Source organism: Candidatus Villigracilis vicinus (assembly GCF_016702885.1).
GTDB classification, from domain to species: Bacteria; Chloroflexota; Anaerolineae; order Anaerolineales; family Villigracilaceae; genus Villigracilis; species Villigracilis vicinus.
Genome location: NZ_JADJDD010000006.1, coordinates 1 through 20,387, shown reverse-complemented (window position 1 = coordinate 20,387; position 20,387 = coordinate 1). Strand labels below are relative to the sequence as shown.

Below are 20,387 nucleotides of genomic sequence, written 5' to 3'. Positions count from 1 at the left end.
TCCTCTTAGCTTTCGTAAATGCTGGAACGGCGCTGGCGTTGGAATTGGATGATTGTCAGACCGAAGATGACGATAAAGAGCACCCACGCAATTGCTGAGGCATAGCCCTGTTGGAAGTTCTGGAAGCCGGAACGATACAAGTACAAGACCAACGTGATGGTCGAGTTATTGGGTCCTTCCGCCGGGTTCATGAGGATAAAGACCTGCTCAAAGACCTGCATGGCTTGAATGGTGGTCGTGGACACGACGTAGAAGGTCGTGGGTGCGAGCATGGGGAGGGTAATGCTCCAAAACTTATCCCAAGCTCCAGCACCGTCTACAGTGGCGGCTTCGTACAACTCACCGGGAATGTTCTGCAATCCCGCAAGGAAAAGCACGGTATTAAAGCCCATCGTCTGCCAGGCGGCAATGATAATGATGGCAAAGAGCGCGGTATTTTCATCAGAAACCCATTGGATCTTTGGGTCCACAACAGCGACATTGAATAGATTATTCCAAAACTCAATGCCTAATGTGATGAAATAGTTGATGTACCCAATCGTCGCGTTGTATAACCACTGCCAAACAAGGGAGATACCAACGACCGCTGCAATACTGGGCATAAAGTACACGGCACGATAGAACTTCATACCGGGCAATTTGCTATTGAGAATGTTCGATAAGACCAAAGCGGGAATCACGCTCAGAGGAACAGCGAACAGCACAAAGGTCAGGGTGTTGCGAAGCGCGAGCCAGAAGAATTTATCTTCCGCTGCAAATAGGATTCCCGTGTCACCATACGTGAAGCGCCCCACTTCGTCATAGACTTTGATATCCACAACGTCACGGGCGAATTGATCGGGGGAGTCGAGGGTCACAAATTTGATGTTTAGGATCTTGGCATAATTTTCGAAGCCAACCCAGTTTGGCGTGCGGATGGCATCCGAGTCGGTGAAGGAAAAATAGAACGAAAGCAATAACGGTCCCGCAAAGAAGATGAGAAAGCCCAGTAAATTTGGCGAAAGGAACAACCAGCCGTTAATAATCTGTTCATGCCCGGTCTTAACGTTCAACGCCTGCGCAATATTCGTTTGACTCATGGACCAGAGTGAAAGCCCAAAGACCACCAACCCAATCACTGCTACGATTCCACCGGGCTGGGCAAGCTTCCCAAAGAAATAAATAATGCCATTGAGTGCATTCACCTGCCAGAGGAAAAGCACGAAGCCGCCCAACATCACCCACTTGCTGACTGTCTTGAGGCTGTTTTCAGTATCCTTGTTCCTGGTTGGGAAATACTCCTCCAATATGCCAAGGAAATATCCCAATGCCGTAATACCAAGATAAGGAATGCCCTTCCCAAAATTTTCACCAAGGGCATCAATGCCAACGAAAAACTCACCCACATTCAAAGCAAACACAAAGCAAACTACAAATCCGAGGTAGTCAAGTGTCAGGGAGGTCATACGACCCGCATGACTCCGCTTCGAGATCTGATAGGCTCCGTATCCGCTGAAAACCATGACCAAAACACCGACCAGCGAATATAGAATTTTTTGCCATAAGGGTGTTTCTGCCATTCCCTGCCAGATTACCCCAATGGAAATTGCTGCCAGTAAGGCAGCCACACCACGCCATACAGCATGGATGCGCAGAATCAAATTCGTCTGAGCGTCTATCCGTGATTGAGCCGTCATATTCTCATCTCCGTGAAATTGGGCGTCAGTGCGTTTACAAAAAAATCACAAAAGCGCAAAATAGTTTGAGTCTTTGGGATTTCTTTGTATATCTGGCAAAGTGGGGCAGGCAAGGTATTGCCTGCCCCACAGGTCATACAGTATTACTTATTGATTGAAAGCTTTGTTGGCTTCGTCACAGATCGTGGCGCCAAAATCGTCCACGGTGGTGGAGCCGGTCAACACGCCTTGGATGGCGGGACCCATGATCTTGTCGAACTCAGGCCAGGAGCCAGCCCACAACGGACCTTCAGCGGTCGGAGCAGCGGAAGGATCGATGCCGTTCAAGAATGCCTGGTTGTTGGCAGGCGGTGTGAAGGTGAGGAAAGCGTCAAGCGCTTCCTGGCTTACGCGGCTGGGGATGTTCGCGCCGAGAGCAGCGACCTTGCCCTGGGTTTCAGCAGTGGTGAGAGCCTGAACGAGAGCCCAAGCTTCTTCAGGATGTTCGGTATTGGCGTTGATCACATACGCGCCCCAGAACAGCCAGTTGCCAGGGGTTCCGTTAGGACCAGCAGGCAGTTCAACAACGTCCCAGTTGAAGTCCACAGTGCGGACGCCCGGAGTAGCCCAGCGGCCGTTCTGGAACATGGCAACCTTGCCAGCGCGGAATCCCGGTTCGGGATCTTCGCCGTAAGGTACAGCAACGTCATAGTCTTGATAAAGTGAGCGTTGGAAATCGAGACCAGCAAGAGATTCAGCGCTATTGAGGTTACAAGCAGCGCGGTCTTCAGTGAAGAAACCACCGCCAGAGGCATTCAGCCAGACACCGTAAGGACCCCACCAAGCAGAGGCACCATAGCCATAGATGTCCGAACCGAGAGCGCGGGTAGCCTGAGACACTTCGAGGAAGGATTCCCAGTTCCATTCACCGTTCTTCGCCAGTTCGCGAGGATCAGCAGCGCCGGCTTCAGCGATCAGGTCAAGGTTAAGGTACAGGGCGAAGGTGGATACATCGCGAGGAAGACCCCAAACTGCACCAGAGCCGTCACCAGTTGCACCGGTTTCGGGGTTGTAGGTCAGGTGGTACATCGGACCTTCATAGAAATCTGCAGCAGTGTAACCATCGGTGGCTGAAGCGAGATCACCAGCATTGAGGATCAAACCACGGGTGGCGAAATCAGCCACATCGGTTCCGGGGATCCAGAATACATCAGGAGCGGTGCCGGCTGCAATTTCAGCGCGGAGTTGATCCTGGTAGTTCGCACCTTCGGAACCACCGGGTTCATAGGTTAATGTGATACCATCAAGCTGAGCATCAAGTTCTGTACTGATCTTGCTGTAAACGTCAATCTCTTCCTGATTGTCTGGGCGTGTGCGCCAGCGCAAAGCAACATCAGCGCTCGATGCTTCGGTGGCGGAAGCTTCAGTTGCCGCTGGGGCTTCTGTCACCGCTGGCGCTTCGGTTGCAGCAGGGGATCCGCATGCAGCCAAAACAAAAGAGGCTATAACGAGCAAGCCCATGATCTTCACGAGCAAATTCTTTTTCATTTATTCTTCTCCTTGGAATTAGACGAACAAATCATCGTACGATCAGGCGGATTGCAATAAAAGTATTACGAGGTTGAATCACCTCCTTTAACAGTAGACTGGCGTACAACCAATTGAGCGGGTAACTTAAGCACGGTTTGCTCAACGGTCTTGTTTTGAATAATATCGATCAACTTACGGATGGCTTCCTGCCCAATCAGGGGCATATCCTGCCGCATGGTCGTCAGAGGCGGGTCAAAATAAGAAGACAAAGGCATATCGTCCACACCGATGACAGAGAGTTGATCTGGTACTTTTAGGTTTGCATCCCGTGCGGCACGCATTACGCCCATTGCCATGCGATCGTTCTGGGCAAAGACAGCCGTCGGCAAATTTCCCTTCCGAACAAAATCCATCAAGGCTTCGCTGCCAGAAGAAGCCGACCAATCCCCTTCAAATACCAAAGACTGGTCAAACGAGATTCCAGATTCTTTCAGGGCACGCTGAAACCCTTCCAAGCGGTCTTGTGAACAATCTTCTTCCATGGGTCCCGTTACTAACGCAATGCGCTTATGACTTAGTGAGATCAAATGCTGTGTGGCTTCATAAGCCACTTTTTGGTCATCCAACGAGATCGAGCACACATTCTCGTCATGCGAACGCGCCCCCACGAAAACCACAGGGAAATCTTTCGGCAAAAACTCATACCGCTCATCCGCATATGGATTGATCACGATCAAACCATCCACTCGGCGATGCCCAACCAACTCATCCACCAACCCCTGAAAGGCCTGCACGTCTGAAGCCGAGGAAGACAACACAAAATAATTATGCTGACGGGCTTCCACTTCAGCGCCTTCAATGACACTAGCAAAGGTATAGTCTGTAAGATTTGGGGAAATAATGGCAAGTGTATGAGTCGAACCGCGCGCCATAGACCGGGCAATCGCACTCGGGCGATAGCCCAACTGCTCAATTGCAGCCTCAACCACGGCACGGGTCTCTGGCAAAACCTCTTCACTGCCATTGATGACGCGTGAAACAGTTTGGTGAGAAACACCAGCTTGGCGAGCAACATCACGTATAGTCGGACGATTAGGAGCCATTTGGTATAATGTTACCGGTCACGTGAACGGTAACATGAGTCTACAAGAAGATAATGCCTTTGTCAAGTAGGCAAAAACCATATTGAGGTGTTTTGATGGTAAAAATTAATGCCGATCTCCCCGTAATTCAAGCAATTTCCCCAAACTACACCTGGGAGTGGAACTCCGAAACAGATATCTTTTGCCTATACGACATAAATCAACGCCTCATCTCACGCGCCCGGCATTGCCCTCTGCTCCTTACCTCCCCTACCCAACTCGACTTTTCAACACCCACCTGCCACATTGAAAATTCACGCATCTCCATCACCTACCGTGGACAAAACCCCGCCTCTTCCTTAACGGTAAGTTGGTCCTTTCACTCAGACTTCATCTCCCTCGAACCGCTTCGCCTAACTTCCCCTGAAGCCGTGGATATTGCCCAAATTATCTACTTCCCTGAAAAAGACGGTGCTTCGTACAAACCCTCTATGTACAGCCATTATGCAGTCATACCTGGTTTGTGCATGAGCACGAACATCAACCCCGTCGTAGATCTACATTCGCGCCTCGCCACCACTACCATCCTGGGCTCCGGCGCCATGCGTGGACCCGGGCTGACACAGCAATGGGGACTGCCAGCACATTACTTCTGCACCTTCAACACCTCCGACCGCTGGAACGCCATCGGCGCAAAAGAGCTTCAGACCCAGGCTGCCTGCTGGGGTCTCGCCGAGCTACCGCAAGGCGACTTTCGGTTGGAAATCCGCGAGATCGGTATTAGCCCCATCCTCAACCTGCGCTGCGACCTATGGAAACACAAGCCCGATAAACTCGGCTTTAATTTCTTCATCACCTTCGGCGAAAATTACCACGAAGCCATCCGCAGCTATTACAAAATCCTTCAACGCGAAAAAGTAATTACTCCGAAAGAAAAAAAACTCTCGCCCAAAAAGAAAGCGGTTCTACTTGCCCCGCAATACAATACATGGGGCGTGGAGTCTGCTCTGGCACTGCCGTCCGAGCAATTGACCGAAGACCTCGTGCGCGATATTTTCAACAAGCTCCAACACTCCGGTATGCAAGCCAGGACCTTCGTCATCGACGACAAATGGGAAGGCGTACACGGCGAACTCAAACATGATGCTGAGCGCTTCCCAAATTTCGAACGCCTGCTAAAAGACATCCGTGCTCAAGGCTACAACATCGGTTTGTGGGCGGCGTTCCTACGCTGTCAAAACCCTGCCGCACTTGGCTTGGACGAATCGCACTTGCTACAAACACACGAAGGCAAAACACTCTGGCTCGACCACCAAACCTCACATTACGGCATCTTCGATATGACCCAGCCCAAAGTGCAGGAAGTACTACGTAAACGTGCCAAAGAATTCATCCGCCGCTACCAACCCGACCTGATCAAATTCGACTTCGGATATGAGCTGCCCTCGCTCGATGTTGCCGCCCCGCAAGATATGTCCTTCGCCGGAGAACGCCTCTTGCAAAAAGGCTTGGAGGTCATTGTGGGTGCGATGAAAGAAGAGAACCCTGACCTCGTCATCATGTACTATGGTCTTTCTCCCCTGCTCATCGATCACTACGACCTACACAGCCCCGACGACCTTGTCTACTGCATTGGCGATTACGACCTTGAAACCAACCGCCGTGTCTTCTTCAGCAGTCTGTGCGGTGAATTGGGCATGCCCACCTACAGCTCATCCGGCTACGATTGGGACTCCGCCATCGACATCTGGTTTGACACGGTTGCTTCGGGCAGTCTCGGCTCGCTCCACTGTTTTGACGGCGACGAGAACGGGGAAAAACCATCAGCAAAGCACATTGCCAAATTTAATGGACTCAGCTCCCTCGTTAGGAAAGAGGCGTTCTTCTCTACCAAACCGCTCCATGCCAAATGGCAGGGAATCCGGGCGGGGCTGGCTCCCTCCTGGGAACGAGTCGAAAACGGTAAGACGGTCCTACTTGCCCTGCGAACACATCAGTTCGACGGCAAGTCGACGCCAAATGGGTACAAAGACACTGTACAAACCAACGTCACGCTTGTTGTCGCAGCACTGGATAATGAAGATATCGCAGAGTCAGATCATATTGGAATCGTTTTTTGGGGTAGCGGGCGCTGCACACTAAAGAACAAAAACAAGCGCGCGAAGGTCGTTGAACATGGTCTCAATGGGACCACGACCGAGGCAGACCTCATATTCACAGACCAGATCACGCTTAAACTGCAGCAAACTGAAACCTGTGAATGGATCGAGGTCATTTTTGAAAAGGGTTGATCTGGTTAGACGTCTTCTTCGTTATTGATAAATAAAAGAAAAACTTCCACCATGCGCGGGTCAAACTGCGTACCGGCACGGTCAAGGATGTATTGACGCGCCTCGGCTTTTTTCCATGCCCGCCGATAAGGACGGTCTGAGGTAAGCGCGTCCCAAACATCCACCACGGCAAAGATGCGCGCAAAAAGCGGAATCCCCTCCCCCTTCAAACCACGCGGATAACCATGTCCATCCCAATGTTCATGGTGGCAATATGGAATATCTATGGCGTCTTGCAAAAAGGGGATCTTGGATAGCATGTCATATGCATATTGCGTGTGTTGTTCTATGATGTTACGTTCTTCATCGGTCAGTGGACCAGGTTTATGCAAAATGGCATCCGGGATGCCCATTTTGCCGATGTCGTGCAAAAAAGCTCCACGCCGGATCTGTACCAGGTCAGCGTCAGATAGTTTTAATAGCCGCGCAAGTTTCAAGGTCATTTCGGTCACGCGGCGGGTATGACCTTCTGTCAATTCGTCGCGCAACTCCAGCGCACGCGCCCATCCCTCTAATGTGACGTCATACGCCTGGGCAAGTTCTTCGGCTTGCTCTACAGACCGCTTTAGATTTAATCCCAATACTTGCAACAAATATGTGACCGAGATCAAAACCGCCACGCTCAACGATAAAAAGACCGAGATGCCGCTCACCCATGCGCCCGTATCTGTGGAATTTACCTGCCGCGCCAGCGGCACAACCACGATCCCCGTCACTTGCAGCCAGCCCACTAAGATCATGGTAGCCATACCAATGCAAAATGCCAGAAATCCGTAAAACGGTTCAAGGAATATCGCTGAAAGTATGATGAATGTAAAAATGATGATGCGCCCATCCCCACTTAAAGAGGAAAAATACAAACCGACAGTCCCAACCAGATAGATCGCGGTAAGAAGCCCTCCAACCTGTGCATGGTATGAAACGGATTTGCTGAACGTAATAAAGGCAAGCAGCCAGGTTGCCACTGCATAAACGGTCAAAACCAAAATGAGTAAAAGTCGTGCATTTGGGGTGGAAGCCGATTCATTTTGATAGGTCACCAATGCATTGCGAACTCCACCCAACAGGGCAATCACCCAAAGAACAATAACACCGCGCAGGATGCCTTTCAGGACATGAACACGCCACTCCTGAATACTTTTTAATCCTAGCGAGGCATTGGGCAAGGCAAGAAAAGATAAAAAACGCATACGGGGATTTTTCGGAATCGCTTTCAGTTCAGACTCATAATGAAAAGCGAGTATAAATCATTTCGATATAAAGTAACTATCGCAGGAATATCTCAGGATATTTTTCATCAAAGAGCAGCTTTACTAAAACTTGAACAAAAAAGTCAGGTCGTTCACATTCGTTCCGGTCGGACCTATTTTTAACAAGTCTCGAAGTTCATCAAAAAAAGAATATGAATTATTGTCCTGCAAAAACAATTCCGGTGAAAGTCCCAGGCGCTTGGCGTATTGAAAGGTTTCTCCTGTTACTACGGCGCCTGCAGAATCCGTAGGACCATCCTCACCATCGGTGGCGAGGGTGAGGAGCATGGCATTTTTCATGTCACTCATTTCTATGGCAGCAGCAAGAGCAAGCTCCTGATTGCGCCCGCCTACCCCACGTCCACGCAGGGTAACGGTGGTTTCGCCGCCAGCAATGAGACAAAATGGAGCTGCGGAAGCTTGTGTGAAATAAGAACAGAGTTCTTTTGCAACCTCACGGGCTTCGCCCTGCCATGTATCCCCAAGGAAGTGTGTCTGAAAGCCAAGTGATTTCGCTGTCGCCAGGGCTGCATGTGCGGCGAGCGAGTTACTGCCGACCAAAACATTCTGTACATGTGTGAACAACGGGTCGTTCGGTTTTGGAGTTTCGGGGGTGCTTTCTAAATAATGCAAGATCGCAGCAGGGACATCCTTAACGAGATCATACTTATTTAAGATGTGCAGCGCATCCGCCTTGGTAGACGGGTCAGGTGAAGTGGGACCAGAAGCAATGGCTTCCAGCGGATTACCGACAACATCAGAGAGGATCAGGCTGACGATCTGCGCACCGTTCGCAGACTTGGCAACCCCACCGCCCTTCACGCGGTCGAGGTGGCGGCGCAAGGTGTTGATCTCATCTATACGCGCACCGCAAGCCAACAGCAGCTTCGTGAGCACTTGCAGGTCTTCAAGCTGCAAGCCTGGTTGAGGTGACGTCATCAACGCCGAACCACCGCCGGAGATCAGGCAAATGAGCAAGTCATGTTCGGTCAGGCTGCTGGCAAGTGCGTGAGCTTTGTTTCCGGCGGTCACACTGTTTTGAGTTGGCACAGGATGCCCACCCGCGTAAACTTCATATCCGCTGGCAGGGGCGGCAAAGGTTTGTTTTGGAATGAGCAAGCCGCGGCTGGGGTGAGGCGCGAGTATCTCTAACAACGCGCCTGCCATGGCTTGCGTGGCTTTCCCCAAGCCGAGCACCCTTACCCGGTCAAATTCATTAAGAACATGGGGCTGATCGGCAATGCGTAAAACATTTCCGTCGTGTTGAACAAATCTGCGCACTGCATTGCCCGGCTCCACAGCTTCGATCGCAGCGGCAAGGATGCGGACGACATCATCGCCGCGCGGGTGTTTTTGCAAAGTGGATGTGTAAAATTTTTTCACAGGAACCCGATGTAATAGTATGATAACGCATCTGAAGGAGATAACTGGATGACAAAACCCAAAGTATTCGTCACGCGCATCATTCGAGACGCAGGCTTGGATCTCGTCCGCGAATTCTGCGACGCTGAGATCTGGCAGGACGACCTGCCGCCCACACGTGAAGTGCTGCTCGAAAAAGTTCGCGGTCTGGACGGCTTGCTATGCCTGCTCACTGACCGCATTGATGGCGAAGTGCTGGATGTGGCAGGACCGCAATTGAAGGTGGTCAGCAACCATGCAGTGGGTTTCGATAATATCGTTGTGCCTGATGCAACCGCACGCGGAATTCCGGTTGGGAATACGCCGGGCATCCTCACCGATGCGACGGCTGATCTTGCCTTCGCTTTGCTGCTCGCCGCCGCACGGCGGGTATCAGAAGCGGAGCGATATCTTCGTGCAGGAAAATGGAAGACATGGAGCGCTTCCATGTTATTAGGGGTTGACCTTGCTGGCAAAACACTGGGGTTGGTGGGGTTTGGTCGTATTGGGCGTGCCGTGGCGAAACGTGCCGCAGGGTTTGGCTTGCGGGTGATCTATTTCAGCCCGAACGCAACGCCAGAGTTCGGGGCAACACCAGTGAGCAGCCTGGATGAATTATTGCATCAGTCAGATTTTGTTTCGGTGCATACGCCGCTGAATCAGTCCACGCGGCAGATGGTGAATGCGGAGTTCCTGGCAAAGATGAAACCCAACGCGGTCTTTGTCAATACTTCGCGCGGACAGGTGGTGGATCAGGAGGCGCTATATCAGGCATTAACTTCCAGTCAGATATTTGCTGCCGCGCTGGATGTCACTGACCCCGAGCCTCTTCCCATGACTTCTCCCCTGCTTACGTTGGAGAACTGTTTGATCGTTCCGCACATTGGCAGTGCCAGTGAAAAAACCCGTGATGATATGGCACGCCTTGCGGCAAATAATCTTATAGCCGGGCTTAAGGGCGAGCGCCTGCCGCATTGCATCAACCCGGAAGTATATACCGATAATAAATGAACATCGACAGACTCATCCGTGCCAAACGCCGCACGATCGCACTCATCATTGAAAGAGACGGTAGTCTCACCGTCCGTGCGCCGAAGCGGGCATCCTTACGTGACATTGAAGAATTTATCCACGAAAAAACCGAGTGGATCATCCGCTCACGCGAGAAATTGAAAGCCGTTGTTCAACACCCCAAAAAACAATATGTGAACGGCGAGGCGTTCTTACTGCTCGGGCAGGAATATGAATTGCTCCTCGTCCCGCCGCAACGACCTGCGCTTAAATTTAATGGCGGTTTCACTCTGGCGGTCTCTGCTCGTGAACGCGGTGAAGCAGCTTTTACCCGTTGGTACAAAGAGCAGGCATTCCTAGTATTTACCGAACGCATACAACGCTACTCCGCCATGCATGGATTTTCCCCGCGGCAGGTCAAGGTGAATTCGGCAAAAACACGCTGGGGGTCATGCAGCGCGAACGGAACCATCAACTTTACCTGGCGGTTGGTGATGGCACCGCTGGATGTGATCGATTATGTTGTCTTGCATGAATTGGCACACCTAAGAGTGAAAGATCATTCCCCGCGTTTTTGGAAACTAGTTGAGTCCATTTGCCCTGATTTTAAGCAACATCGCAAATGGCTAAAAGAAAATGGTGAAAGGTTAAATCTGTAAGAGCGGGGAAACCCCGCCCTTATGATTTATCCAAATTCGAACGTTGGCATCCCCTCATGTTTTGTCACAACCTTGAACAGCCCGCCAGAGAGCGGGTATTTATTTAAGTCGGCTTCGCTCATGCCTTTTCGCGCAGATGTGACATATAACTCATTGCGATCTTTTCCGCCAAACACCGGGCAGGACGATTGCAAAGCGGGCACGGAAATCTGCTCAAGCAATTGACCGGTGCGTGGATCCCAGCGTGTGACCTGCGCCCCACCCCACATGGCGATCCATAGATTGCCTTCAACATCAGAGGTCATGCCATCTGCCCAACCAAGAGACTTGGGGACTTCAAAGGCACGGCGACGATTTGCAATTTCGCCAGTATTCACATCGTAATCATACGCACGGACTTCACATGTGGGCGTATCGATGTAATAAAAGGTCTTATAGTCTGGGCTCCACGCCATGCCGTTCGAGATGGTCACATCGCGGAACAAGGTGCGAGTGGAGGCACCGTCGAAAGAATAAAAACTACCGGTTGGGTCTTTCTCGTTCATATCCATCGTACCTGCCAGGAAGCGACCGGCTGGATCACACTTGCCATCGTTGACGCGGTTGGTGGCAGATTCATCTAAAGTTACAAGGACAGTCTGCTGGGATGAAACAGGGTCGAACTCCACGAAAGAGGCGCGTTTTCCAAGGATGAGATGTCCGTTCTTGCATGGGGCAAGGCAGCCGATAAACTCATCCACTTGGGTGAGAAGTTCTGTCCCGGCATAGATACGTTTTTCAAGGATATCCAACCAATACAAGGTCTGGGTCTTCTCATCCCATGCGGGACCTTCTCCCAATGTAGCCCTGGCTTCAACAATAAGTTTTACTTGCATAAGACCTCCATTGGCGTTCTTAGAACCAATTCCGTTTATAGAAAATGTAGGTCGCCATTGCGGTGAGACCCAAAGACAAGCCAATAACAGTAAGGAATGCCAATGGATGTCCTTCACCAGGCAGGTTGACATTCATTCCATAAAATGAGGCGACAATGGTCGGCACATTGAGAATAATGGTGAGAGCGGCGAGGGCTTTCATGACCACGTTCAGGTTGTTGGAAATTATCGAGGCGAAGGCATCCATCATGCTGGAAAGGATCTCGGTGGTGATGGTCGTCATTTGGATAGCTTGCTGGTTTTCCGTCAGCACATCCTCAAGCAAGTCCTGATCTTCTTCGTAATAATTAAAGAGTTGCGTGCGCTGCACGCGTTCCATCATCACTTCATTCGAGCGTAATGCAGTAGCAAAATATGTCAGGCTTTTCTGATATTTGAGCAATTCCAGCAGTTCGCGGTTCTGAGTGGATTTTTGCAAGCGATCTTCCACCAATTCGGTGGCGCGGTTAATCTCACGCAATAAATTGAGGTAGCGTGCTGCAGTTTCAAGAAAGATGTACAACGTCAGGCGATAGCGCTTGCCGGTCTTCATTTGCTTATACTTGCCATTGGTAAGCGATTTGAAAATATCGCTGTCATAGCGGCAGACCGTGATGATCTTGTTTCCCAGGATCATGATACCAAGCGGCACCGTGTTATAGGGAATATCACTATCCGGTTGATGAATAGGAATGCGAAGCAGGATGAAGGTGTAATCTTCATCGCGTTCCATACGAGGCATCTCATCCTGGTCTAGAGAATAATTGACATAGTCCATATCCATCCCCCAGTTGACCAATTTTTCGATCTCTTCAGGGCTCGGGTCTACAACATTGACCCATGCACCATTCGCGATCATTTCGAGCGTTTCGAACCCGCTCTCGGTATTTTTGTAGATACTCAGCATGACTGCCTCCTTGCGTGAAATAGTCACGCAAAGGCGCTGCCGCGCACCTACGTGACAGTTATTTGAATATTAAACAGGTTCCATCCGCATATACTTGGCGGATTGTTATCAGAAGAACCTAAGTCGCTTTCGTCACTTGTATACATGATTCTTGACCGCGCCCATTTTACGCCCGTTGATGGAATTGCACAACCATTTTAATTATTGGGTTTTGATTTGCGTGCATGGATAACAAATACACAATGCGGAACGAATAAAGCGAAGCGAACCCGCGCCTCTGACTCAGCCTGTGCCTGCTGCATCCCTTCAAGCAGTTGCTTCAGCTCCGAGTCGAATCTCATTACCTCTTCCACCGAAAGGCTGCCCCCCACCCCGGCACTCGCGCGGATACGTCCGCGCCAGGCTTCGGCAGTGTAGGGCACATCCATGTCGAATGAGAACGAAGTCACATCCTCAAAGCCCGCTTCTCGCAAGTCACTAAACCAATCAGGGTAGCTGCCGTTCTTGTTCCCAAAGCGTTCATACCATTTTGGGTTATAGGCTTGGATAAGCCTCTCCGTTCGATCGACAACATTCCCAGGCAAAGGAAGCCAGTCGAAGTGAGCGATCAGTACCGTGCCGCTCGGCTTGAGCAAACGCTTCACTTCCTGCGCCGCCCGTGGACGGTCGAACCAGTGCCAGCATTGCCCGGCAGAGACGACATCAAAAGCTTCATCAGGTAACCCTGTTTCTTCGGCTTTTCCCAAACGAAACTCGACACCCAAACCTTGTTGAAGGCTGAGGTCTTTTGCCTGCTCAAGCAATTGCGCAGAAATATCCATGCCAATGACCGAACAGCCTCGGGCGGCGAATCCGCGTGCGAGAGTGCCAGTACCCGTTCCGAGGTCCAGTAGAGAGGCGTTAGGTTTTACGATCCCGTCTGCAAAGACACGGTCAAAAAATTCGTCGGGAAATCCGGCGCGATGTTTGGCGTAATCTTGTGCCGTCAAACCAAAGTCGTATTCCATAAAGACTATATCCTTTTTAAATGGACCAATGCTTGAAACAAAGCCGCTATATTGAGGGCGTGCATTAACTTCCCTTGTTGCACCATCTCAATCAGTTCATCCAACGGCACAAGCACAACTTCGATCTCTTCTGATTCATCCAGATCCTGCTCGCCCACCCATTCCACATCGGTGGCGAGATAGCAGTACAAGGTATTTTGCTGGATCGCCGGGTTGGGATAGAACTTACCCACCTCGATGATCTGCCCTGCCTTGTAACCCGTCTCTTCCAAGAGTTCACGCTTCGCCCCCTCCAACGGACTTTCGCCATCGTCCACCACGCCACCGGGTAATTCCAACGAAATCTCCTGCACTCCATGACGGTATTGTTTCACCAGCACCACTTCGTTATTTTTCGTGATCGCAAGGATATTCGCCCACGAGTCAAATTCCAACACAAATGCCTTATACGGTTTTCCGTTCGGGAGTTCGCAATTGTCCATGCGAAACTTTGGGAAGGGATGACGTGAATCGATGATCTTCCAGGGAATAAGCGTCATGCTTAGGCTTCCTCGTTCTCTCTCGCCACACGGTTGATTTCGTCCAAACTCGCACCCTTGGCTTTTTCCAATCGCTCGAAGCGTTTGCTGAATTGACTCATCGCGTAGTTGACAAAGTCTTCTTCTTTCAAGCCAAAAGGGACAACTTCATATCTCGCGAAGGCATCCCCGATTACGCCGATGGCGGAGGGCAGCAAAATGTTCATCTGCATTTGAAGATTATCCCATTCCTGCGGATGCTCCGCGATAAGGCGAGATAAAAGATAAACCCCATAGGCAATATGACGCGACTCATCCTGCTTCAATAACGAAATCCCTTTGCGTAAGCCAGGGCAAAGATCGTTACGCTCCAACATGGTAAAGAAAGCTTGATAGCCCGTCTCTGCCAACACGCCTTCGACGACCATGTTGTAGGTAACCGATGCCCGTATCTGGCTGGCAGGTGACGGGTCGGAGCGAAGCGCGTTCAACGCGTCTGGCAGGGATTCGTAGAAAAGTTGGCGGTAGTTATCGCCGTGATAACGACTTAAGTCCGACCTCACCCCTAGCCCCTCTCCTAAAGGAGAGGGGAAGGCGACTTCATCCATAAAGCGGCGGAAGAAATCAGTGTGCTTGGCTTCCTCGAATAGAAATGTGGTGAGATACATTTCCTCTTCAATGCGTCCTTCCTGCGCAATAGCTTGGATCAGCGGCAGCAGGTCAAGCGTCACCGCCTCCTCACCCGCCACAAACATGGACAGGAGCAACAGACACAGGTCCTTCTCTTCATCCGTAAAGCCTGCCCAATCCTGTTTATCCTTTGCGAGATCAATGTCTGAGGGATTCCAAATGCCAAGCTTCTTGGCTTTTTCATACAAACGCATCGGCGGCAGTTCGCGATTCAGTCCGCGGGTGGTGGTGGCAAACGAAGTGTGGGACATGGTTTCTCCTTTTGGTTATTTGCGCAGAGTTAACTTACCCTGATTATCGGCTTGATAGACGACTAAATCAGGCATAGGAAAATGTTTTGAATTTGTGGTAACGAGTGCCAAACTATGCTCCAAAGCACTCGCGGCAATTAATGCATCTGCATCTTCCAAGACAACCCCTTTCGTGCGCCAGGTACGGATTAATTCACCAGCTTTGTCTGCAATCTCAATGTTAATTTCTATTGTTTCAAGAGAGTCAAGAATATCAAACGTAGCTTCGCGCTCCCTATCCCGCATACCTCGAATAATTTCAAGGCGGGTGATCGCTGAGATATATAGCGCGTCATCTGCGGCAAGTGTATCTAAAAGTTCATAATATCCCGCGGTCTTACGCAGATATAAAATCAAAATATTAGTATCGATCAGGTAATCACTCATCCTGCCCCCACTCGGCAGAAAAATCACGCGTGGATTTTTTTCGTCCCTCTGCCACCCAGCGGTTAACATCTTCAAAGCTTGCCAGCTCGGGATGATCCTCATCCTTCCAGGCGCCGTAGGATTTCTTCAAGACCTCGCGTAATTTGCGTCGACGCAATTCCCGCGCCAACACTTCCTCTACAAAGCGAGTTCGCTCGCGGGCAGGGACTGCTTTCTTTAGTTCGTCTATGAGTGATTTGGTGATATATAAGTTCATTCTCTCTTTGACGGCACGCATTGCACTCTCCTTTTGCACTACTCTTTGCACCAATATTATACCCTACCTACTACGATATAATTCCACCATGCCTATTACCACCGACTCTGTACGCACCTATTACGATGAAAATACCAACCTCTTTTTAAAATTTAGCGGTCACAAAAAAGCGCAAAATATCCATCGCACCTTGTGGATGGAGAACACTAAAAGTATTGAAGACGCACTCAACACCTCAAACGCGCTCATCAAAGCGGAGATTGAATCTGTCGCTCAAACAAACGCCCGCATCGCGGACCTTGGCTGTGGCGTCGGCGCGAGTCTGTTCTACATTTATCCGCGTTTACAAAATCCTGCCCCTGCTCTCGGATTAACCCTCAGCCCTGTGCAAGCCAGACTGGCACAAGAGTCGGCAAGTCAACTCGGCTTGCAAGACCACATTCGCTTCGCCGAGGGGGATTTCACTTCCGTGCCCTTACCAAGCGAATCACTGGACGCAGTTTATTCTGTTGAAGCTGTCTGCCATGCGGTTGACCCTGAGAAATATTTCAAAGAAGCGGGACGTCTACTGCGCAAAGGCGGCAAGCTCATTCTCGTGGACGATTACAAATCTCCGCGTTCATTCAATTCAAGCGAAGAAAAATGGTTCGACGCTTATATTGATGGTTGGTATGTCCCCGGTGTACGTAGTGTGGAGCAAACAAGTGCCTTCGCCAACAAGTACGGACTTCAACTCAAAAAGAACGACGAGCTCACGCCTCATCTCCGCCTGCGCAACCTGCCCGATTTTCTCGCCAGCACCTTGCTCTTCCTCGGCGAGAAACTTCCGATCAAACATGCTATTGTTCCATCCATGTTGGGGAGCATGGCTTTGCAACAGTGTTTGTATATGAAGGTGGTTGAGTATCGGATGATGGTGTTTGAAAAGATAGACGATTGACCGCAGACCATAGACGATGGACAAGCATGGTCAATACCCCTCGGGCACTATGTACAATTACATTATTAACCAGCGGCACTCTCGGAGACGTCCTCCCCTACATTGCCCTTGGTAAAGGGTTGATCGAAGCTGGGTACAACGTCCGCATTGCTGCGCCGCGGGGGTTTGCGAATCTCATTAAAAACCATCACGTCCCATTTTCTCCATTCGACGGCAACCCTACTGACCTACTCATCGAGCAAGGCGACTCCACGCCGATGACGCTTGGCACAAATCCCATTCGGTCACTGCAAGCCACGCAAGAATTTCTACGCAAAGCCCGTCCGCTCTATCGTCACATGCTGCACACCGCCGCCGAAGCCTGCCGCGGCTCCGACCTGCTCATTCACGGCTTGCCCACCATTTGGGGCGCACACATCGCCGAAGGCTTGGGCATTCCCGCCATCCGCGCTAATTTGCAACCACTCACGCCCACTCGCGAATTTCCATCCGCACTTTTGCCGTTTCGTTTTTCTCTTTCAGGGATCGGAAACTGGTTCTCGCATTGGGCTGTGACTCAAGCCACTTGGCTTTCATGGCGCTCGGAAATAAACCACGCGCGTCACGCGGACTTTGGGCTTGCTCCCGCTCAACTACTTGACCCTACTCTGAAAGCGGACTCGTACCAACCTCTCACCCTCAACGCCTTCAGTGAAATTGTCGTGCCACGTCCACGAGATTGGAATGAGAAGCAAGTCATCACGGGTTATTGGCGAATGGCAAGAAACGAGTGGCCAAGTTGATGAGTTGGGAGGAGTGCAGAGATTTATTGACTCAGCAAAGAACCCCATCGCCATCGGATTCGGCAGCCCAGGCACGCGCGGATATTTGCCGATGTTGGAAGAGGCGTTGAACATGGCGAACGCCCAAGCCGTGCTAACCCTGCCAGAAAAATATCATCGTGAGATCAAATCCAAGAACATCTTCCCTATTGCATACGTCCCGCATGACTGGCTGTACAAACGCGTCAAAGTCGCCATCCACCACGGCGGCGCTGGGACAACGTCCGCGAGTTTGCATGCAGGCATTCCCACCATTACCATGCCCCTCGCTATTGACCAATTCTTCTGGGGTGAGCGGATTCAGAAAATTGGCGTGGGGCTATCCATTCCACAGCGAAAGTTGAATGCAGAGAATTTGGCAGAAGCCATCAGTGAAGCATTGACCAACAAAGAGATGAACGCGAGAGCAAAGGCAATCCGTGACGCGCTAAACAAAGAAGATGGCATTGAAGCCGCTGTAAGTCAGATCCGAAAACTGCTGTAAAAACTCCGAAGGAGTGAAACGATTATAGAAACCGAGGTCAAGTTAAAAGAAAACCCCGAAGGGGTGACATAATTTTGCAAACCAATGACATCCCTTCGGGATTATTTGACCAATCAAATTAGTCTAGAATCATTCCATCCCTTCGGGATTATTTCTTCGCAATGCCAAAATAGCTACAGCCAAGGCAAATGCTGAAAACAAACTCCCCAACCAATACGGCGCGGAGATGGCAATGACATCGAACGAGATGCCCGCAATCGTTGGACCAAAAATGTTGGTCAGTGCCAGCAAGGTCTGATTGCCGCCCATCAAGCGACCTTGCTCATTCTCAGGGACGCGCAACGAGACCAGCGCCGTCAGTGACGGGATGCTGATGCCCGTCCCAAGCGCAACGACAGCCACAGCGGGGAAGATCATCCATGCCGTGGGGACGAACGCCATACCCGCCAAGCCGATCACCATGCAAGTGAGCCCCACGGGGATGAGTTTGCTTTCGCCAAAACGCGCTTGCAACTTGGCATATAAAACACCCTGCACGATCACCCCACACAAACCGACATATAAATAGAAGTAACTATTCTGTGCAGGAGTCCAACCGAAGCGGGCATTGGAGAATAATGGAAAATTCGTCTGCAAACCGGCGAAGGCGAGGTTGAGTAAGAAGAGAACGATTAGAAAATTTTGAATATTCTTCTGACGGAAGATGCTGGTGAATTGACCCGCCCATGAAAAGACTTGTGAAAACGGCCTGGTCTCGCGGCGTTCGGGAGATAATGATTCGGGGAGGAAAAAGAATCCGAAGGCGGTGTTGGCAAAGGCGAAGAAAGATGCGATGAGCGCCGGAACACTGAGACCAAATCCACTGAGGGTGCCGCCGAGGATGGGTCCGGCCATGATGCCCAATCCAAAAGCGAGTTGAGAATAGTTAATGCTCTTGGCACGATTCTCAGCGTTGGTCGTGTCTGCCACGTAGGCATGAGCAAGAGTCAAGTTCGAGCCGGTGAGACCATCGATGAAGACTGCCAGAAAAATGATGAGGAGCGAATTTGCCAAGCCAAGCAGCAGATAGGAAGTCGCCGTGCCCAAAAGACAGAACAACAAAATGGGTTTGCGCCCGTAACGGTCAGAGAGTGCGCCGAGGATGGGACCCGAGACGAGTTGAATGGTCGAATACATCGACATCAAACCGCCTGCAATAGCAGCACCGCCATCCTGTGCCTGCACAAAGAAAGGCAGCAAGGGCAGCATGATGCCATAGCCGAGCATGTCTACAAAAACGGAAACGAGGATGATGAAGAAGGAAGTAGGCAAGGTAATTTACCAATAATAAAGGTGGTGAGCGGGCTGATTATACATTCCACTCACCACTTTCTGTATCATGCTTCGAGATACCCCAAAAACGTATTTACGGCAGTTCGATCACCGAAACCTTATTCCCCGATTGACTTACAACATACATCTTTCCATTTCCGAACGCGATCGCCGTGGGACGTCTAAACGGGTTATCCAAAACATGTTCATCGCCAAATGCCCGGAGGGGATTTCCTCGGCATCGAAAACTTGAACACGTCCAAGGTCATAGTCTGTCACATAGACATTCCCTGCGGAATCCACAGCGATACCTTCCGGCGTGCCTTTGATGTTGATATCTGTACCCATCTTCCAGGAGACGAGGAAGGTCCCATCAGAAGCAAACTTCTGAACAAATTTGGTTTCGTAATCAGCAACGTAAATGATCCCTTGCGGGTCAACGGCAATGCCGGTGGCATGTTTGAATTTTCCATCGCCTTCACCATCGCCGCCAAACTTCATCAGGAACTTGCCATTATTATCGAACTTCTGCACAAAGGGATTGCCGTCATCGGTGACATACACATTGCCTTCCACATCCACCGCGATGCCAATAGCGCGCACGAACTGACCATCATCCGTCCCTTCGCTGCCCCATTGGGTCAGGAATTTTCCGTCTTTATCGAACTTTTGAATGCGGAAGTTGGCGTTATCCACCACGAAGACATTATCGTTGGTGTCGATCGCCAGCCCGCCGAAGCCCATCGTATTGAATTCGCCTGCCGCGCTGCCTTGCTTATCCCACTTCGCCAACAGGTTGCCCTCGGCATCGAAAACAAGTACGCGGTTGCTGCCCATATCGCTGACATAGATCTGTCCGAGCGAATTAACGGCAACACCATATGGATCCTTCATTCCTTCCGTCGTTATCTTGATCTCAACAGGTTTTTCAGGGGTCATGGTTA

Annotated in this window: 20 protein-coding genes; 6 read left to right on the top strand and 14 right to left on the bottom strand. The window is 50.7% G+C overall.

From position 1 onward, the window contains the following. Nucleotides 1–5: 5 nt before the first annotated feature. From IPG80_RS06160 to IPG80_RS06150, 3 genes are all read right to left on the bottom strand, one after another. Entirely contained in the window at nucleotides 6–1,676 is a 1,671-nt protein-coding gene (locus IPG80_RS06160; protein ID WP_345103907.1) for a sugar ABC transporter permease, read from the bottom strand. 147 nt (nucleotides 1,677–1,823) lie between these two features. Next, the gene (locus IPG80_RS06155; protein WP_345103904.1) at nucleotides 1,824–3,203 is read right to left on the bottom strand and encodes a sugar ABC transporter substrate-binding protein; all 1,380 of its coding nucleotides are present in this window, start codon (nucleotides 3,201–3,203) and stop codon (nucleotides 1,824–1,826) included. 65 nt (nucleotides 3,204–3,268) lie between these two features. Continuing rightward, nucleotides 3,269–4,288 (bottom strand): LacI family DNA-binding transcriptional regulator, encoded by a 1,020-nt coding sequence (locus tag IPG80_RS06150; RefSeq protein WP_345103901.1) that lies wholly within the window; start codon nucleotides 4,286–4,288, stop codon nucleotides 3,269–3,271. Nucleotides 4,289–4,383: 95 nt separating this feature from the next. On the opposite strand from IPG80_RS06150, the gene IPG80_RS06145 reads away from it, so the two are divergent. After that, nucleotides 4,384–6,558 carry a TIM-barrel domain-containing protein gene (locus tag IPG80_RS06145; RefSeq protein ID WP_345103899.1) on the top strand — a complete coding sequence of 725 codons (2,175 nt, stop codon included), beginning with the start codon at nucleotides 4,384–4,386 and terminating at the stop codon, nucleotides 6,556–6,558. 5 nt (nucleotides 6,559–6,563) lie between these two features. On the opposite strand, the gene IPG80_RS06140 is transcribed toward IPG80_RS06145, so the two are convergent. Beyond that, the gene (locus tag IPG80_RS06140) at nucleotides 6,564–7,787 is read right to left on the bottom strand and encodes an HD-GYP domain-containing protein (protein ID WP_345103896.1); all 1,224 of its coding nucleotides are present in this window, start codon (nucleotides 7,785–7,787) and stop codon (nucleotides 6,564–6,566) included. A 123-nt stretch (nucleotides 7,788–7,910) separates the two neighbouring features. Continuing rightward, entirely contained in the window at nucleotides 7,911–9,230 is a 1,320-nt protein-coding gene (locus tag IPG80_RS06135; RefSeq protein ID WP_345103894.1) for a glycerate kinase, read from the bottom strand. Nucleotides 9,231–9,278: 48 nt separating this feature from the next. On the opposite strand from IPG80_RS06135, the gene IPG80_RS06130 reads away from it, so the two are divergent. Further along, complete coding sequence (locus IPG80_RS06130) at nucleotides 9,279–10,259, top strand: D-glycerate dehydrogenase (RefSeq protein ID WP_345103891.1); 981 nt, start codon at nucleotides 9,279–9,281, stop codon at nucleotides 10,257–10,259. Then, complete coding sequence (locus IPG80_RS06125) at nucleotides 10,256–10,918, top strand: SprT family zinc-dependent metalloprotease (protein WP_345103888.1); 663 nt, start codon at nucleotides 10,256–10,258, stop codon at nucleotides 10,916–10,918. The genes IPG80_RS06130 and IPG80_RS06125 overlap by 4 nt, the downstream gene beginning before the upstream one ends. A 26-nt stretch (nucleotides 10,919–10,944) precedes the next feature. On the opposite strand, the gene IPG80_RS06120 is transcribed toward IPG80_RS06125, so the two are convergent. From IPG80_RS06120 to IPG80_RS06090, 7 genes are all read right to left on the bottom strand, one after another. Next, a complete protein-coding gene (locus tag IPG80_RS06120) occupies nucleotides 10,945–11,793 on the bottom strand; it encodes an SMP-30/gluconolactonase/LRE family protein (RefSeq protein WP_345103886.1) in 849 nt (282 codons plus the stop codon). Between the two features lie 19 nt (nucleotides 11,794–11,812). After that, entirely contained in the window at nucleotides 11,813–12,739 is a 927-nt protein-coding gene (locus IPG80_RS06115; RefSeq protein ID WP_345103882.1) for a magnesium transporter CorA family protein, read from the bottom strand. Nucleotides 12,740–12,936: 197 nt separating this feature from the next. Then, nucleotides 12,937–13,746: a methyltransferase domain-containing protein gene (locus IPG80_RS06110; protein WP_345103879.1), complete on the bottom strand. Its 810-nt coding sequence runs from the start codon at nucleotides 13,744–13,746 to the stop codon at nucleotides 12,937–12,939. Between the two features lie 5 nt (nucleotides 13,747–13,751). Then, nucleotides 13,752–14,285, bottom strand: a complete 534-nt coding sequence (locus IPG80_RS06105) for an NUDIX hydrolase (protein ID WP_345103876.1) — start codon at nucleotides 14,283–14,285, stop codon at nucleotides 13,752–13,754. Nucleotides 14,286–14,287: 2 nt separating this feature from the next. After that, nucleotides 14,288–15,205, bottom strand: a complete 918-nt coding sequence (locus IPG80_RS06100) for a R2-like ligand-binding oxidase (RefSeq protein ID WP_345103873.1) — start codon at nucleotides 15,203–15,205, stop codon at nucleotides 14,288–14,290. A 15-nt stretch (nucleotides 15,206–15,220) separates the two neighbouring features. Next, the gene (locus IPG80_RS06095) at nucleotides 15,221–15,631 is read right to left on the bottom strand and encodes a type II toxin-antitoxin system VapC family toxin (RefSeq protein ID WP_345103870.1); all 411 of its coding nucleotides are present in this window, start codon (nucleotides 15,629–15,631) and stop codon (nucleotides 15,221–15,223) included. After that, the gene (locus IPG80_RS06090) at nucleotides 15,624–15,908 is read right to left on the bottom strand and encodes a hypothetical protein (RefSeq protein WP_345103867.1); all 285 of its coding nucleotides are present in this window, start codon (nucleotides 15,906–15,908) and stop codon (nucleotides 15,624–15,626) included. Before IPG80_RS06090 ends, IPG80_RS06095 begins: the two co-directional genes overlap by 8 nt. Before the next feature lie 67 nt (nucleotides 15,909–15,975). Between IPG80_RS06090 and IPG80_RS06085 the strand changes: the two genes are divergently transcribed. The 3 genes from IPG80_RS06085 to IPG80_RS06075 are packed head-to-tail and all read left to right on the top strand — an operon-like array spanning nucleotide 15,976 to nucleotide 18,132. Next, nucleotides 15,976–16,827 carry a methyltransferase domain-containing protein gene (locus tag IPG80_RS06085; protein ID WP_345103864.1) on the top strand — a complete coding sequence of 284 codons (852 nt, stop codon included), beginning with the start codon at nucleotides 15,976–15,978 and terminating at the stop codon, nucleotides 16,825–16,827. A 26-nt stretch (nucleotides 16,828–16,853) separates the two neighbouring features. Beyond that, nucleotides 16,854–17,609 carry a glycosyltransferase gene (locus IPG80_RS06080; protein ID WP_345103862.1) on the top strand — a complete coding sequence of 252 codons (756 nt, stop codon included), beginning with the start codon at nucleotides 16,854–16,856 and terminating at the stop codon, nucleotides 17,607–17,609. Between the two features lie 13 nt (nucleotides 17,610–17,622). Then, entirely contained in the window at nucleotides 17,623–18,132 is a 510-nt protein-coding gene (locus IPG80_RS06075) for a nucleotide disphospho-sugar-binding domain-containing protein (protein WP_345103860.1), read from the top strand. 129 nt (nucleotides 18,133–18,261) lie between these two features. On the opposite strand, the gene IPG80_RS06070 is transcribed toward IPG80_RS06075, so the two are convergent. After that, on the bottom strand, nucleotides 18,262–19,443 hold the full coding sequence (locus IPG80_RS06070; RefSeq protein WP_345103857.1) for an MFS transporter: 1,182 nt from the start codon (nucleotides 19,441–19,443) through the stop codon (nucleotides 18,262–18,264). 135 nt (nucleotides 19,444–19,578) lie between these two features. Further along, nucleotides 19,579–20,387 (bottom strand): 6-bladed beta-propeller (locus IPG80_RS06065; RefSeq protein ID WP_345103854.1); only part of this gene is annotated, 809 nt, incomplete at its 5' end.